This is a genomic window from Lysobacter fragariae (genome assembly GCF_054779775.1).
The window spans coordinates 424062-438809 of record NZ_BAAGXP010000006.1 but is presented as its reverse complement, the minus strand read 5'-3'; the positions used below and the strand labels follow the sequence as shown (position 1 = coordinate 438809).

Annotated in this window: 12 protein-coding genes; 2 read left to right on the top strand and 10 right to left on the bottom strand. The window is 66.1% G+C overall.

The features are described 5' to 3' along the window. Position 1: 1 nt before the first annotated feature. From ACYVD7_RS07980 to hrcA, 10 genes are all read right to left on the bottom strand, one after another. Positions 2-445: a DUF6973 domain-containing protein gene (locus tag ACYVD7_RS07980; RefSeq protein WP_460761344.1), complete on the bottom strand. Its 444-nt coding sequence runs from the start codon at positions 443-445 to the stop codon at positions 2-4. Beyond that, positions 442-1566, bottom strand: coding sequence for a glutamine-hydrolyzing carbamoyl-phosphate synthase small subunit (gene carA, locus ACYVD7_RS07975; RefSeq protein WP_460761342.1), 1125 nt, complete (start codon positions 1564-1566; stop codon positions 442-444). Before carA ends, ACYVD7_RS07980 begins: the two co-directional genes overlap by 4 nt. A 213-nt stretch (positions 1567-1779) precedes the next feature. Further along, entirely contained in the window at positions 1780-4014 is a 2235-nt protein-coding gene (locus ACYVD7_RS07970; protein ID WP_460761339.1) for a DUF1631 family protein, read from the bottom strand. A 135-nt stretch (positions 4015-4149) separates the two neighbouring features. Beyond that, positions 4150-4860 carry a 4-hydroxy-tetrahydrodipicolinate reductase gene (gene dapB / locus ACYVD7_RS07965; protein WP_460761875.1) on the bottom strand — a complete coding sequence of 237 codons (711 nt, stop codon included), beginning with the start codon at positions 4858-4860 and terminating at the stop codon, positions 4150-4152. Between the two features lie 50 nt (positions 4861-4910). Further along, on the bottom strand, positions 4911-6389 hold the full coding sequence (locus ACYVD7_RS07960) for a diguanylate cyclase domain-containing protein (RefSeq protein ID WP_460761337.1): 1479 nt from the start codon (positions 6387-6389) through the stop codon (positions 4911-4913). A gap of 185 nt (positions 6390-6574) precedes the next feature. Next, positions 6575-7708 carry a molecular chaperone DnaJ gene (gene dnaJ, locus ACYVD7_RS07955; RefSeq protein WP_460761335.1) on the bottom strand — a complete coding sequence of 378 codons (1134 nt, stop codon included), beginning with the start codon at positions 7706-7708 and terminating at the stop codon, positions 6575-6577. Positions 7709-7790: 82 nt separating this feature from the next. Beyond that, positions 7791-8393 carry a TMEM175 family protein gene (locus ACYVD7_RS07950; RefSeq protein ID WP_460761332.1) on the bottom strand — a complete coding sequence of 201 codons (603 nt, stop codon included), beginning with the start codon at positions 8391-8393 and terminating at the stop codon, positions 7791-7793. Positions 8394-8544: 151 nt separating this feature from the next. Beyond that, complete coding sequence (gene dnaK, locus ACYVD7_RS07945) at positions 8545-10458, bottom strand: molecular chaperone DnaK (protein ID WP_460761329.1); 1914 nt, start codon at positions 10456-10458, stop codon at positions 8545-8547. Positions 10459-10566: 108 nt separating this feature from the next. Next, a complete protein-coding gene (gene grpE, locus ACYVD7_RS07940) occupies positions 10567-11067 on the bottom strand; it encodes a nucleotide exchange factor GrpE (RefSeq protein ID WP_460761872.1) in 501 nt (166 codons plus the stop codon). Between the two features lie 146 nt (positions 11068-11213). Next, positions 11214-12272, bottom strand: coding sequence for a heat-inducible transcriptional repressor HrcA (gene hrcA, locus ACYVD7_RS07935; RefSeq protein ID WP_460761326.1), 1059 nt, complete (start codon positions 12270-12272; stop codon positions 11214-11216). Positions 12273-12495: 223 nt separating this feature from the next. Here hrcA and recN point away from each other — a divergent pair, with 223 nt between their 5' ends. Both recN and ACYVD7_RS07925 read left to right on the top strand, forming a co-directional pair. Further along, positions 12496-14163, top strand: a complete 1668-nt coding sequence (gene recN, locus ACYVD7_RS07930) for a DNA repair protein RecN (protein WP_460761323.1) — start codon at positions 12496-12498, stop codon at positions 14161-14163. 136 nt (positions 14164-14299) lie between these two features. Beyond that, the gene (locus ACYVD7_RS07925) at positions 14300-14695 is read left to right on the top strand and encodes a hypothetical protein (protein WP_460761320.1); all 396 of its coding nucleotides are present in this window, start codon (positions 14300-14302) and stop codon (positions 14693-14695) included. The last annotated feature ends 53 nt before the right edge of the window (positions 14696-14748 follow it).

The following is a 14748-nucleotide window of genomic DNA, read 5'->3' as shown; positions in this document are numbered from 1 at the left end:
CTCAGTAAAGTCGGTCCCGCCACGCGCTGGGCGCGAGCCAGGTGATCTGGTCGGGCGATCGGGCATCGATCGCACCGTTCTTCACGGCAGCAAGCACGGCCTGCTGCATCGCATTCCAGCTGCCGGCAGTCGCGCCGATGCGCGCGCCGAGCTGGTTGTTGTGCGCATCCATTGCGCGTGAAGCATTGCCTTCCCCACCCCGCTCCATCACTGCCGTCACCCAGTCCACGCAGCGCGGCGACAGCGTGTAGGCGACGATCGCGCTGGCGAGCGAATGACGGTACGCATCGGCCGGGCCGTTGCGACCGCCGGGCAGATCGGCGGCAAAGAAGTGCGAGTACGTCGCGACCATCACGAAGGCGGGATAGACGCCGAGCAACACCGCGACAACGAACAACCGGCGCCAGCGGCGCTTGCGGGGCGGCTTGGCGACGACAGCCTTCACTTCGCCTGTTGCATCGAAGCGATGAAACGGTCGAACAGCGGACCCACGTCGTGCGGTCCCGGGCTCGCTTCCGGATGTCCCTGGAAGCTGAAGGCCGGCGCGTCGGTGAGCTCGATGCCCTGGTTGCTGCCGTCGAACAGCGAGCGATGGGTCACGCGCACGTTCGCCGGGAGCGTCGCCTCATCGACGGCGAAGCCATGGTTCTGCGACGTGATCATCACGCGATTGCCGTCGAGGTCCTGCACCGGGTGGTTCGCGCCGTGATGGCCGAACTTCATCTTCATCGTCTTCGCACCGCTGGCCAGGCCAAGCAACTGGTGGCCAAGGCAGATACCGAAGGTCGGCACCTTGCGATTGACGAATTCCTTGATCGCGGCGATTGCATAATCACACGGCTCCGGATCGCCCGGGCCGTTGGACAGGAACACACCATCGGGATTCATCGCCAGCACGTCGGCGGCGGACGTCTGCGCCGGCACCACGCTCACGCGGCAACCGCGTTCGGCGAGCATGCGCAGGATGTTGTGCTTCACGCCGAAGTCGTAGGCGACGACGTGGTGCTTCGCATCGGCCTGCACGAAGACGTTGTTGTCGAGATCGAGCTGGCCGTCCTTCCACTCGTACGCGCTGGAAGTGGTTACGACCTTCGCGAGGTCCATGCCTTTGAGGCCCGGGAACTTGCGTGCGGCTTCAAGCGCTTTCTCGACGTTGATGTCCCCGGCCATCACCGCGCCGTTCTGCGCGCCGGTGTCGCGCAGCAGGCGCGTCAGCTTGCGGGTGTCGATGTCGGAAATCGCGACGATGCCGCGCTTCGCCAGCCATTCCGGCAGCGATACCTGGCTGCGCCAGTTGCTCGGGCGGCGCGGCACGTTGCGCACGATCAGGCCGGACGCCCAGACCTTGTGGGCCTCGTCGTCCTGGTCGGTCATGCCGGTGTTGCCGACGTGCGGGTACGTCAGGGTGACGATCTGGCGGGCGTAGGACGGATCCGTGAGGATCTCCTGGTAGCCGGTGATCGCGGTGTTGAACACCACTTCGCCGACGGAAAGGCCGGGCGCGCCTGCGGAAATGCCCTCGAAGATCGTGCCGTCTTCGAGTGCAAGGATTGCGGGTTGGGTCACGGAGATCGCCTTGGCAGCTGGGGGACTGACCCCACCAGGCCGGCAACCGTGTGTTTTCGCAGTACGAAAACTCAGGTTGCAGCAAACCGCGGACTCGGGTCAGGACCGGTCCGGCGGGTGGGGTTCAGGCGAGCGAGAATTGTAGCGATGGCGTCATGAATACGCCAGCACGAATTGCATCCGATTTGGGGCGCATGGACGCGCCCGGCCGTGTCAGTGGGCCGCGCCGGCCCCGTTTTCCGTGGATTTGGGCGGCATTTCCGGCAGCGAGGCGACCTTCAGCCGGCCAATGACCTGGCTCATGGCACTGTCGAAGGCCGGACCACCATCGCGCAGTTGGACACGGCCCAGGAGGGCCATTGCGGCCAGTTCCTCTGCCGAGGCGACCAGCACGCGGATGCCGCGGCGGTTCACGAACAGCAGGCGCGAGGAGATCGGACTGACCCAGGAAACCTTGGCAGGCTCCACGCGTCCGCTTTCGCTGGTCAGCTGGATCCAGGTGCCGATTTCCAGCGCGCGCATGCGCTCGGCCATTTCCGGCTCGAAATCCAGCTTGTCCTTGCCGGCGATGAGTTCGAGTTCCGGCGAGTCGCTCGAAGAGGTTTCCGCGACCGGCTGCAAAGCCGGCGAGGTCGGCAACTGCTCGGCTTCGGCCGCCGCGCTGTCACCGGCGGACAATCGCGCCAGTGCGCGCTGCAGGGTTGCCAGGACTTCCTCAGCGCCGGCCCCATGGAGCCCCGAGCTTTCCAGGATCTCGTTCAGCACCGGACGATCCAGCGGCGGCAGCGATGACAATGGGGCGCCCAGCTCGGCATGGTCGAAGGCCACCATCAGGCTGGTGGCCGCGTTGATGGCCTGGCCGTAGCGCGGCGAGTCCTTGCCATCGCGCAAAACTATCTGGGCCAGGTGGTGCGCGGTGTACTGGTTGATGAAGCCGTCGAACACCGGCGGCAGGTGGCGGGTATCGCGGATGACGGCGAGGTCGACGGACACGCCTTCGCGCGCCTGCTCCAGGCGTTCGCGGCCGCGCTGGGCTTCGGCGGCGCGGCGCTCGGTCACCTCGATCCGCTTGCGGTGCTGCTCCATGTAGGAACGCAGCTCCTGCTCCAGCGTTTCGAAGATCGCGATGTCCTCGTTGAATTCGGAGACCAGCTTGTCGATGGTGCCGTCGACGCGGGACATCAGCTCGCGTTCCTGCGGGCTCTCGCCGCGGTTGCCTTCGCTCGCCTCGGCGACGACGTTGAGCAGGCGCCGGGCCGGGTGCGCCTTGTACAGGAACAGGCGGCGGTCCTTCACCGCGACCTTGATGTACGGCACCAGCAGCTTGTTGATCTTGGAACGGACGTCGGGCTCGAAATGGCGCTCGTCGAGGAGTACGTCAAAGAGCATGCCGACCAGGTCGACGGCATCTTCGTCAACGTTGGAAAGGCTGAGGTTTTCGCCGCCCATCCCGAGGCGACGCGCGCCCGACAACAACGAGCGACGCAGCTGGTCGGCCAGGGAAGCACGTCCACCTTCAGCGGCAGCAGCAATGGGAGCGGTGTCGAAAGCCTGTGGTTGCTCGCGCTGCAGCAGCGACAACACAGTCATGACGTCGGACGTGCTCATCGACGGACCGACTTCAGCCGGACGCGGATTCATGGCCGTACGCCAGGACTGCAGCAAGCCCAGCAGGTTGGAGAACATCGCCTGGTCGCCGGGACCGGTCATGCCGAACTGGGACGCCACGGCGTTCGCCACGGCGACCGTCTGCTGGTCGGGTTCCGGGGCGTCGGGCGATCCAGCCGGACGCACCGGGGGCTCGGCGCGTTTGGTTGCCTTGATGTGTGGCAGGACTCCGGCCGAAACCAGGCCGCCGTTGAGGCGTTCGTACAGGTTGCCGAGCGACGTCAGCAATTCGCGTTCGAAGAACTTGAACAGCACGATGCGGACGTTGGTGGAGACATCCAGCGCCTCCATCGAGTTGCTGAGCGATTCCGCCAGGTATTTGGGGCCGACCGGGTTGTCCTTGGCTGCCAGCACCGGCCGCTCGGTCAGCGCCGCGAGGCGCTTCTCGAGCAACTCCAGGTTCGGCGCGTACGCCCGGTTGAGGTTTTCCACCATCTGTTCGGTGGCCAGTTGCTCCTCGAGGGCGTCGTCGGACACCAGGCTGAGGGAGGAACTGCCCATCGCCTTGGCTGCGATCGGCGAATCCTGCAGGCGGCGGAAGCCCACGACCATGACCTGGTCGAAACGCTGGGCGATCTGCGAACGGGCGCGACGGAGGTCACGAAGGGCGGTGAGCTCGGAGCCGCCGCTGTTGCTGGAGTCGAAGAGGTAATCGTCGGTGCGGCGCAGGACCCGATCGAGGGCCGCACCAATCTGCTCCTGGGCGATGCGCTGCATCGCAGCCAGCAGGAGCTGCGGGTCCCGGCTTCCTGCCGGAAATGACTCGCCTTCAATCGTCATACAAACATCCCGTGGATTCCCCCAAAGCGCATCCTATCGACTGATGCAAAGTTCATGGTGACGCACGTCATGAACCGGGCGGTTGCCGTCCGTCGGCACATTATTTCCGTGCATGTCGTCACGTGACCCGGGACGTCATCCCAGCAGGTCGCGTAACTGGTAACTGCCGGCCGGCCGGCCGGCCAGTCGGGCGGCGGCATGCAGGGCGCCTCGGGCGAAAATGTCACGGTTGGTGGCGCGATGGACCAGCTCGATCCGTTCACCCATCGTGGTGAACTGGACCAGGTGTTCACCCACGATGTCCCCCGCCCGCAGCGACGCATAGCGCGGGCGCCCCCCACCCTGCTCGGCCGAGGCGCCCAGCGCCAGCGCCGTGCCGGACGGTGCGTCCTTCTTGTGCACGTGGTGGGATTCGACGATGTCGCAGTCCCAGCCTGCAAGCGCCGCCGCAGCCCGCTGGACGAGATCTCCCAGGACCGCCACCCCCAGGCTGAAGTTCGCCGACCAGATAACGGGAATCTCCCCCGCTGCCTGCTGCAGGGCGGCACGCTGCGGATCGGCCAGTCCGGTGGTTCCCGACACGAGCGCGGCGCGGCGCGCGACGCAGGCCGCGAGGACCGCGTCGAATCCCTCCGGCAGGCTGAAATCGATTGCAACGTCGAAATCCGGCACGTTCGGCAGGTCGGTCGAGGCGAACCACGGGGTGACGCCGGCTTCGCTGGCCACGCCCGTGCGCGAAACCGCAGCGACAACGGCCAGGTCCTCGCGCTCCGCGGCCAGGCGCAGCAGCGCCTGCCCCATGCGACCGGTGGCACCGTGGATCAGGAGACGAATGGGTTCAGGCATGGTGGGGGTGGCGTCAGTCATTGGTGAAGGAGGGACAGCCACGGTGGTCATCAGGATTCGACCGGTGGCTCGTCCAGCACGGAGTGTGACGGCAACGATTGTGCTGGCAGCGGTGGCACGCGCGTGGCTTCCACCCAATTGTTCTTGCCCTTGGCCTTGGCTTTGTACATCGCGACATCGGCCGTGCGCAGCAGCTTGCCCAGGTCCTGGTCGGGCGAGGTCTCGCGCACCAGCCCGATGCTGATGCCGATCGACAGCGGATTGCCTTCGCAGACGAAGGGCGCCTCGACCGCGCCCAGCAGGCGGCGGGCAAGTTCGGTGGTCGCCCCGACGGAGGTTTCCTCGGCCAGGACGACGAATTCGTCGCCGCCCAACCGCGCCAGCGTGTCGGCATCGCGCATCACCGCGCCCAGCCGGGCGGCCGCGCACCTGAGCAGGCAATCACCCGCCGCGTGGCCGTAGCGATCGTTGACCTGCTTGAAGTCGTCCAGGTCCACCAACGCCACCATCACCGTGCCGCCCACGCGCTGCAGGCGCCGCGACAACTGGGCGTAGCGGTCTTCCAGCAGTTTGCGGTTGGGCAGACCGGTCAGGGCGTCGTGGAACGCCTGCTCATGGAGGCGACGCGACAACGTGCGTGCTTCCAGCGAGCTGGCGAGCATCTGTGCCATCAGGCGTAGGCCGATGACGTACTGCTCGCCCCATTGCACCTGCGAACGGACGGCGTCGAACCCTACAAACCCATGCAACCGCGATCCGACCCGCAGCGGCACGATGAGGATCGACTGGATGCCCTCGCGCTCGAATTCGGTGCGCTCGCTGATGGCCTCGTCGGGGAGGTTCGCCACCGACTCCACGCGGAACACGTGGTCGGCGCGCAGTTGAGCAAGCAGCCAGGGGAACGTGGTGAGCGGCAGGTCCTGCAGGTTGTGCGCTTCGCGCGAGATGCCGGGAGCGACCCATTCGTGGGTGTTGCTCTGGGTCTGCGCGGCGTCGTCGATCAGGAAAACGTAGGAACGGTCGACACCGAAGAACGACCCGATCGAACCGAGCATGTCGACGATCACGCCGTCCAGCTCGTCCGCGCCACTGCGCATCAGCGCGGCGGAGGCCTCGGTGAGCAGGCGCTCAAACAACAGCCGTCGCTGCAGCTGTTGCTCCACGTCGCGGTGGGCGCTGTTGTCGTGCGCCATCACCAACATGTGCCCGCCGGCCAGCTTCAGGAGGTGGAGCTCCAGCGGCAGGCGCGAGCGATCCGGCAGGACGGCTTCCACGCGTAGTTGCGGAATCGAGGACGAAGGGCTCCGGCGCATGGCTTCGCCAAGGCGGTCATGCGGGTCGAGGATCGCGTGGATGTCCTCGAGGCGTGCGCCCGGCCCTTGTCGCAGCAACTGCAGCGCCGCGGAATTCACTCCGCGCAACCGGTCACCGCTGAACACGAAAGCCGCGAACGGCAGCCCCGACACGGGGACGCCCATCTGCTCGTCAAAGCCTGGAACCCGCAGGCCTGCGTCGTTGAGTCCTTCCACCCGCCTTGCACTCCGTGCGGCCAAGCCGCTCCCCATACCTGAACGCTACCGGCGCGTGGGAGGTTCGCGCAAGCGGTTTTGTTGCCGGCGCGATGTCATTGCCGCATACGTCGAAGCATGGGCCGACGCATGGACCGGATCGCGGCCGGGGGATTGCGTCCCCTCGGCTGCAATTCCATCAAGCCTCAGGACGTCATCCGGTCCCAGAAGCCCTTCACACCATCGATGAAGGTCGACGACCGCGGCGAGTGCTTGCGCGCACCATCGCCCACGAACGTGGCTTCGAACTTCTCCAGCAGCTCGCGCTGCTCGGTGGTGAGGTTCACCGGCGTTTCAACCACCGCCGTGCAATACAGGTCACCCGGTGCGCGGCTGCGCACCGACTTCACGCCCTTGTCGCGCAATCGGAACTTCCTGCCCGTCTGCGTCTCGGCGGGAATGCGCAGTTCGACTTCGCCGTCGAGCGTCGGGACGCGCACGGTGTCGCCCAGTGCCGCCTGCGAGATGCGGATCGGCACGTCGCAATGCAGGTCGTCGCCGTCGCGTTCGAAGATCTCGTGCGGACGAACGCGAACTTCGACATAGAGGTCGCCCGGCGGCGATCCGGCCGGGCCGGCTTCGCCCTCGCCCGTCAGGCGGATGCGGTCGCCGTTGTCGACGCCAGCAGGAATCTTCACCTGCAGGGTCTTGGTGCGCTCGACGCGACCTTGGCCGTGACAGTCGCCGCAGGGATTGGCGATGGTCTTGCCGCGCCCGCCGCAATGCGGGCAGGTCTGCTGCATCGAGAAGATGCCGCGCTGGAACCGCACCTGGCCGCGACCCTGACATGTCCCGCAGCTTTCCAGCTTGCCGTCAGCAGAACCGCTGCCCTTGCAGGTGTCGCATTCGTCGAGCGTGGGGATCTCGATCTGCTTTTCGATGCCGCCGACGGCTTCTTCCAGCGACAGTTCCATCACATAGCCGATGTCGGCGCCACGACGCTGCTGTGCGCGGCCGCCGGCGCCACCGCCGAAAATGTTGCCGAAGATGTCGCCGAAGATGTCGCCCATGTCGGCGTAACCCGGACCACCCGGGCCACCGCCGCCCATGCCGTGCTCGAACGCAGCATGGCCATGCTGGTCGTACATGCGTCGCTTGGACGCATCGGACAGGACCTCGTAGGCCTCCTTGCACTCCTTGAACGAGGCTTCGGCGGCGTGGTCGCCCGGATTGCGGTCCGGGTGGTATTTCATCGCACAGCGGCGGTAGGCCTTCTTCAGGTCTTCGTCGGTGGCGTCTCGGGACACGCCCAGGGCTTCGTAATAGTCGCGCTTGCTCATTCGGGCGTGCTCATTCGTGCGTACTCGTGTTCATTCGTGCTCATTCAGGACGGCTTATTCAGACCAGACTATTCAGGTCAGATCATTCGGACGTGTTCGCTTCGTGCCTGTCGATGTGCGTTTCAATGCGGCGGTCGGGCACCAGCCAGATCAGTGCCACCGTCACGTAAAGCAGTCCTGCGATCCACGGGCGGACGAACGCCAGCGGGATCGCGCTGATGTACAACAGCGGGGAAATCGTGCTTTTCCAGTCGCGTTTGCCGATGGCGCGGGCCAGTTCGGCGTCCGGGCCGCCGTTCGCCGCAATCAACGTGAGCTGGAACGGGAGCCATGCCACCGCGGCCATCAGCAGCACCACACCGTAAAGCGCGACCGGCGCGGCGGCGAAGTGATTCTCGCCCATCCAGCCAGTCGCAAACGGAAACAACGACAGCCAGAACAGCAGGTGCAGGTTAGCCCACAGCACTCGGCCATCGACGTGGCGCGCGGTATGCAGGAAGTGGTGGTGGTTGGCCCAGTAGATGCCGACGTAGACGAAGCTCAGCACGTAGCTCAGGAACACCGGCCACAACGGCCGCAGCGATGCGAAATCGGCGCCGTGCGGCACCTTCATCTCCAGCACCATGATGGTGATGATGATGGCGATGACGCCGTCGCTGAATGCCTCGAGTCGCCCTTTGGTCATCGCTACGTCCCGTCTCCCGACTCGCTTTCCGACTCGACAACACCACCCTGCCCCAGATACGCCACTGCCCGCGCTGACCGGCGGCTGCCGGTTCACGCGGGCGGTGGGTCAAACCAGCAATGCTGGCGATCGTCCTGGGGTGGGCGACGACTTACTTGTCGCCGTCCTTGACCTCGGTGAACTCGGCGTCGACCACGTCGTCAGCCTTGCCGCCCGCGTTGCCTGCGCCCGTCTCCGGGCCCGGCTGGCCGGCAGACGCCGCCGCGAACAGCGACTGTGCGGCTTCTTCCAGCGCCTTCGACTTGGCCTCGATCTGCGCCTGGTCGTCGCCCTTCATCGCGGTTTCGAGCTCGGCGATCGCGCCTTCGGCACGGCCGATGACGTCGCCCGGCACCTTGTCGCCGTTGTCCTTGATTGCAGTGCGTGCAGCGTGGATCAGGCCATCGGCGTGATTACGGGCCTGCACGAGGTCGTGGAACTTCTTGTCTTCCTCGCGGTGCGCTTCGGCGTCCTGCACCATCTTCTGGATTTCCTCGTCCGACAGACCCGAACCGGCCTTGATCTCGACCTTCTGTTCCTTGCCGGTCTTCTTGTCCTTGGCGGTGACGTGGACGATGCCGTTGGCGTCGATGTCGAACGACACTTCCACCTGCGGCATGCCGCGCGGCGCGGCCTCGATTCCGGACAGGTCGAAGCGGGCCAGCGACTTGTTGAAGCGGGCCTGTTCGCGCTCGCCCTGCAGCACGTGCACGGTCACGGCGGACTGGTTGTCCTCGGCGGTCGAGAAGGTCTGCGAGGCCTTGGTCGGCACCGTGGTGTTCTTCTCGATGATCTTGGTGAACACGCCGCCCAGGGTTTCGATACCCAGCGACAGCGGGGTCACGTCGAGCAGCAGCACGTCCTTGACGTCGCCCTGCAGCACGCCGCCCTGGATCGCGGCGCCAACGGCGACGGCTTCGTCCGGGTTGACGTCCTTGCGCGGTTCCTTGCCGAAGAAGTCAGTGACCGCCTGCTGCACCTTGGGCATGCGGGTCTGGCCACCGACGAGGATCACTTCGCTGATGTCGCTGGCGCGCAGGCCGGCGTCGTTCAGCGCGATGCGGCAGGGTTCGATGGTCTTCTTGACCAGATCGTCGACCAGCGCTTCGAGCTTGGCGCGGGTCAGCTTGATGTTGAGGTGCTTCGGACCGCTCGCATCGGCGGTGACGTACGGCAGGTTCACTTCGGTCTGCTGCGCGGACGACAGCTCGATCTTGGCGCGCTCGGCAGCATCCTTCAGGCGCTGCAGGGCCAGCGGATCCTTGCGCAGGTCGATGCCCTGGTCCTTGTTGAACTCGTCGACGAGGTAATCGATGACGCGCTTGTCGAAGTCTTCGCCGCCCAGGAAGGTATCGCCATTGGTGGACAGCACTTCGACCTGCATTTCGCTGTCGACGGACGCGATCTCGATGATCGACACGTCGAACGTGCCGCCGCCGAGGTCGTACACGGCCACCTTGCGGTCGCCGCCCTTCTTGTCCATGCCGTAGGCCAGCGCGGCCGCGGTCGGCTCGTTGATGATGCGCTTGACGTCGAGCCCGGCGATGCGGCCGGCGTCCTTGGTCGCCTGGCGCTGGCTGTCATTGAAGTAGGCCGGCACGGTGATGACGGCTTCGGTGACGGTCTCGCCGAGGTAGGCTTCGGCCGTCTTCTTCATCTTCGCCAGCACTTCAGCGGAGATCTGCTGCGGCGCCATCTTCTTGCCGTCCGCGGTCGACACCCAGGCATCGCCGTTGTCGTGCTGGGCGATGGTGTACGGGACCAGCCCGATGTCCTTCTGCACTTCCGCGTCGGTGAACTTGCGGCCGATCAGGCGCTTCACCGCGTAGAAGGTGTTCTTGGGGTTGGTCACGGCCTGGCGCTTGGCCGAGGCGCCGACCAGCACTTCGCCGTCCTTGGTGAACGCGACGATCGACGGCGTGGTGCGATCGCCTTCGACGTTCTCGATGACGCGGGCCTTGCCGCCTTCCATGACGGCGACGCACGAATTGGTCGTGCCCAGGTCGATGCCGATGATCTTTGCCATTGCTGTTTCCTCTCGCGAATCTTTGTGCGTGGTGGCGGTACGTGACCGCTGATGTGCGCTATCTGGGGGATGCCCGGGTGCCGTTCAAGGCCCGGCGTCCCGGAAAATTCAGTCGTGCTTGCTGACGGTCACCAGTGCGGGACGCAGCAGGCGCTCGTTCAACAGCCAGCCCTTCTGGTAGACCTGCACGACGTGGCCCGGGGCGTGCCCGGCTTCGTCGACCATGGCCATGGCCTGGTGGTGCTCGGGGTTGAACGGCTGGCCTGCCGGATCGACCGCGACCAGGCCGTTGTCGTTGGCGACCTTGAGCAGCTGGCGCAGCGTGAGTTCCATGCCTTCGCGCAGGTGTTCGGCGGTGTCCGCCTTGACCGTTAGACCGGCTTCCAGGCTGTCGATCACCGGCAGCAGGTCGCCGAGGAGGCGTTCGTTGGCGAACTTGCGCGCCATGTCGATATCGCGGGCCAGGCGCCTGCGCTGGTTCTCCAGCTCGGCGCGTTCGCGCAGGGAGTCGTCGCGTACCTGGGCCAGTTCGGCCTTCAGGCTCTCGATTTCAGCGGTCGGGGAAGGGGTTTCATTGCCGACGGTCGGGGTCTCGCCGTTGGCCTGCATCGGTTCGGTAGTCATCTGGCGTGTGGCTCATCCTTGCGCGACGTTGCGCAACGGGGGAGCTATGGGGACCGCCGATTGGGGTTTCAACCGTCCCGGCGGTCAAATCGCCGGGGCTGGTCGACCAATCCGTCGACAAGATCAAAAGTTCAGCCGCCCTGCGGGTCCGGCTGGATCGCGGCGCCCAGTGCCTCGGCGGCGGCCTGCACCACGGGAATCACCCGCTCATAGGCCATGCGGGTCGGGCCAATGACGCCCAGCACGCCAAGCACCTGACCGCCCGCGGTGTAAGGCGCGGTCACCAGCGACATGCCCTCCAGCGGCGCCAGCCCGGTTTCCTCGCCGATGAAGATGCGCACGCCCTGCGCGCGGACCGTGCGTTCCAGCAGCTGCAGGATTTCGCGCTTGCGAGCGAAGGCGTCGAACAGCTCGCGCAAGCGGTCCAGGTCGGCCAACTCCTGCACGCCCATCAGGCGGGTCTGTCCGGCCAGGACCATGTCGTCGTGCGTCGGGGCGAGGACCTGTTCGGCCAGCTCCACCGACTGTGCCAGCAGGCTTTCCATCTCGTCGCGGGCGCTGCGCAGCTCATGCAGCAGGCCGGTGCGGATGTCGGCCAGGGTGCGGCCGGAGAAGTGCGTGTTGAGGTAGTTCGCCACGCGTTCCAGCTCGCCGGCATCGTGGACCCGACGCGTCTGGATGATGCGGTTCTGCACTTCATTGTCGGCGAACACCACGATCGCCAGCACGCGCTGACCGTCCAGCGGAACGAATTCGATCCGGCGGAAGGCGAACTGTTCGCGTCGCGGCACGCTGACGACGCCGACGAAATGCGTCATCGCCGACAGCAGCTCCGATGCGCTGCCCAGCAGTGCCTGCGTACCCGAGCCGGCAGGCAGTTCGCTGCGCAGTCGCGCCATCTCGCCCTCGGGCAACGGCCGGACCTGCAGCAGCGAATCCACGAACAGCCGGTAGCCCTGCGCCGTGGGAATGCGCCCGGCCGAGGTGTGCGGCGCGCTGAGCAGGCCGACTTCCTCCAGGTCCGAGAGGATGTTGCGGATCGTCGCCGAACTCACGTCCAACCCGGCATGCCGCGCCAGCGTCTGCGAACCGACCGGCTCGCCGCTCTGGATGTAGCGACCGATCAGCGTGCGCAGCAGCTGCCGCGCGCGCGGATCCAGGCTGGCGATGTCGGCGGGATGGCGACTCATGGAGGCGATATAAGCACCCCGAGGGCCGTTCGCAAGCCGATTGTTGAGATATGTCACGAAAAAGGCCGCATCGCTCGACATTCTCAAGGGTCCGTCGCGCCGCAATGGCCCACGATCTCAGCCTCCGCGACGGCGACACGGTGTCCTGTCGCGCGCCGCGCCGAGCCACAAGGCGACCGCGACGGCTACCCGCCCCAATTCCCGCAAGGCACAATCGCACCCCATGCTCGCCCACCTCGCCATCAAGGATTTCGCCGTCGTCCACAGTGCCGAACTCGACTTCGGCAGCGGCTTGACCGTGATTTCGGGCGAAACCGGCGCCGGCAAGTCCCTGTTGGTCGACGCACTGGGCCTGCTGTCGGGGCTTCGCGCGGACAGTGGCGTGGTACGCCACGGCGCCGAGCGCGCGGAGCTCGCGGCCGGTTTCGTGCTGGACGACGCCTCCCCCGCCCGCGCCTGGCTGCGCGCAAACGAGCTGGACGAAGCCGACGAATGCCAGATCCGCCGCGTCATCCGCGCCGATGGTGGATCGCGGGCATGGATCAACGGGCGCCCGGTCACCGTCGCGCAGCTCACTGATCTGGCCGGATTGCTGGTCGAAATTCATGGCCAGCACGAGCACCAGGCCTTGCTGGCGCGCTCCAGCCAGCTGGCTTTGCTGGATGCCTTCGGCCGCACCGACACACAGCGCACCGCCGTGGAAGCCGCAGCCAAGCACTGGGCCGATCTGCTGCGCGAACGCGAAACCCTGCTGGCGCAGGGCGATGTCTCCGATCGCATCGGCTGGCTGGAACACCAGTTCGTCGAGCTCGACCGCGAGACGCTGGAACCCGAAGCGCTCGCCAAGCTGGAAGCCGACCACCGCCGCATCGCCCACGCAGCCGGACTGATCGCGGCGTGCGATGGCGCCTTCGTGCAGCTGGGTGGCGATGAAGGGCCTTCGTTGTCGCGCAGCCTGCATCAGGTCCGTGGCGACCTGCAGCGCGTGGCCGAACACGAGCCACGCCTGACCGAAGTCGACGCGATGCTCGACAATGCCACGATCCAGATCGACGAAGCGCTGGTCCTGCTCGATCGCGTGCGCAGCGACCTGGACGTCGATCCGGACGCATTCACCGGATTGGAAAGGCGCCTGGGACGCATCCACGAACTGTCCCGCAAGCACCGCGTCGCACCGGAACAGCTGGCTGCGCAGCGCGACGCGATTGCTTTCGAACTCGAATCCCTGCGCGGCGCCGACGAACGCCTGCAGCAACTGGAAACCCAGCTCACGCTAGCGCGCTCGCAATGGCGCGCGGCTGCGGATACCCTCGGCGCGCGTCGCCGCGAAGCCGCCGCATCGCTGTCGACGGCCACCTCAAAGCTCATCGGCGAGTTGGGTATGGGCGGTGGACGCTTTGAAATCGCGATCGAACCTATTGAAGCCGATCGCCCCGATCCGCAAGGCGGCGAGCGCGTCGAATTCCTGGTCGCGGCCAATCTCGGCCAGCCGGCGCGCCCGCTGCGCAAAGTGGCTTCCGGCGGCGAGCTCTCGCGCGTTTCGCTGGCGATAGAAGTGGCCGCGCTGGGACTGGACGCGGTGCCGACGATGGTCTTCGATGAAGTCGATTCCGGCATCGGCGGCGGCGTGGCCGAAATCGTCGGCCAGAAATTGCGCGCGCTGGGCGCATCGCGACAGGTACTGTGCGTGACCCACCTGCCGCAGGTCGCTGCGCAGGGCCACGCGCACTACCGCGTCAGCAAGGCGGCCAGCGAAGGCGTCACTCAGAGCGCTGTGCAAGCGCTGTCAGCAGAAGATCGCGAAGAGGAAATCGCGCGCATGCTGGGAGGTGTCGAAGTGAGCAGCGAAATCCGCGCAGCCGCACGGCGATTGATCACCGACGTTGCCTAATCGCCGTCGGCGGAATGAGCCGCCGATCACACATGCATGCAATAATCCGCCAGTCGGCCGAGTCCGGCTGGCACCCACAAGGACGTTGGGATCGACGTGATGTCAACGTCCGTCCACTTGAAAAGGACTTTGAACAATGACGAACAAAGCACTGCCTGTCCTCGCGCTCGCCGTCGCGCTCACCCTTCCCTTCTCGGCAAGCGCGGTAAACCTCTTCGGCAGCAAGACGGCGGACCCGGAGAAGCTCATCCGGGCCACGGCTGACGCCCTGGGCTACGACGAGGAAGAGATCAAGGTCAGCGACCTGGAGAAGGATGGATCAGCAACGCGCTACAAGGCCACGCTGGCCGACGGCACCCAGTACCGCTGCTACGTGGCGGACCCGGGTAGTGGCGCACTGGGAAAGATCATGTCTCTCGGGCAGGACGTCATGAGCTCCGCGCAGTGCACCAAGCGGCGGAGCACGGACAAGTCCAGCAAACACCCCGACAAGAGCAGTAACGCCCTGCTGGAAGCCGCCGGAAAGCACTGATCCATCCGCTCAAGAGAAAAGCCCGCATCTGCGGGCTTTTTTGTTGCCAGCAC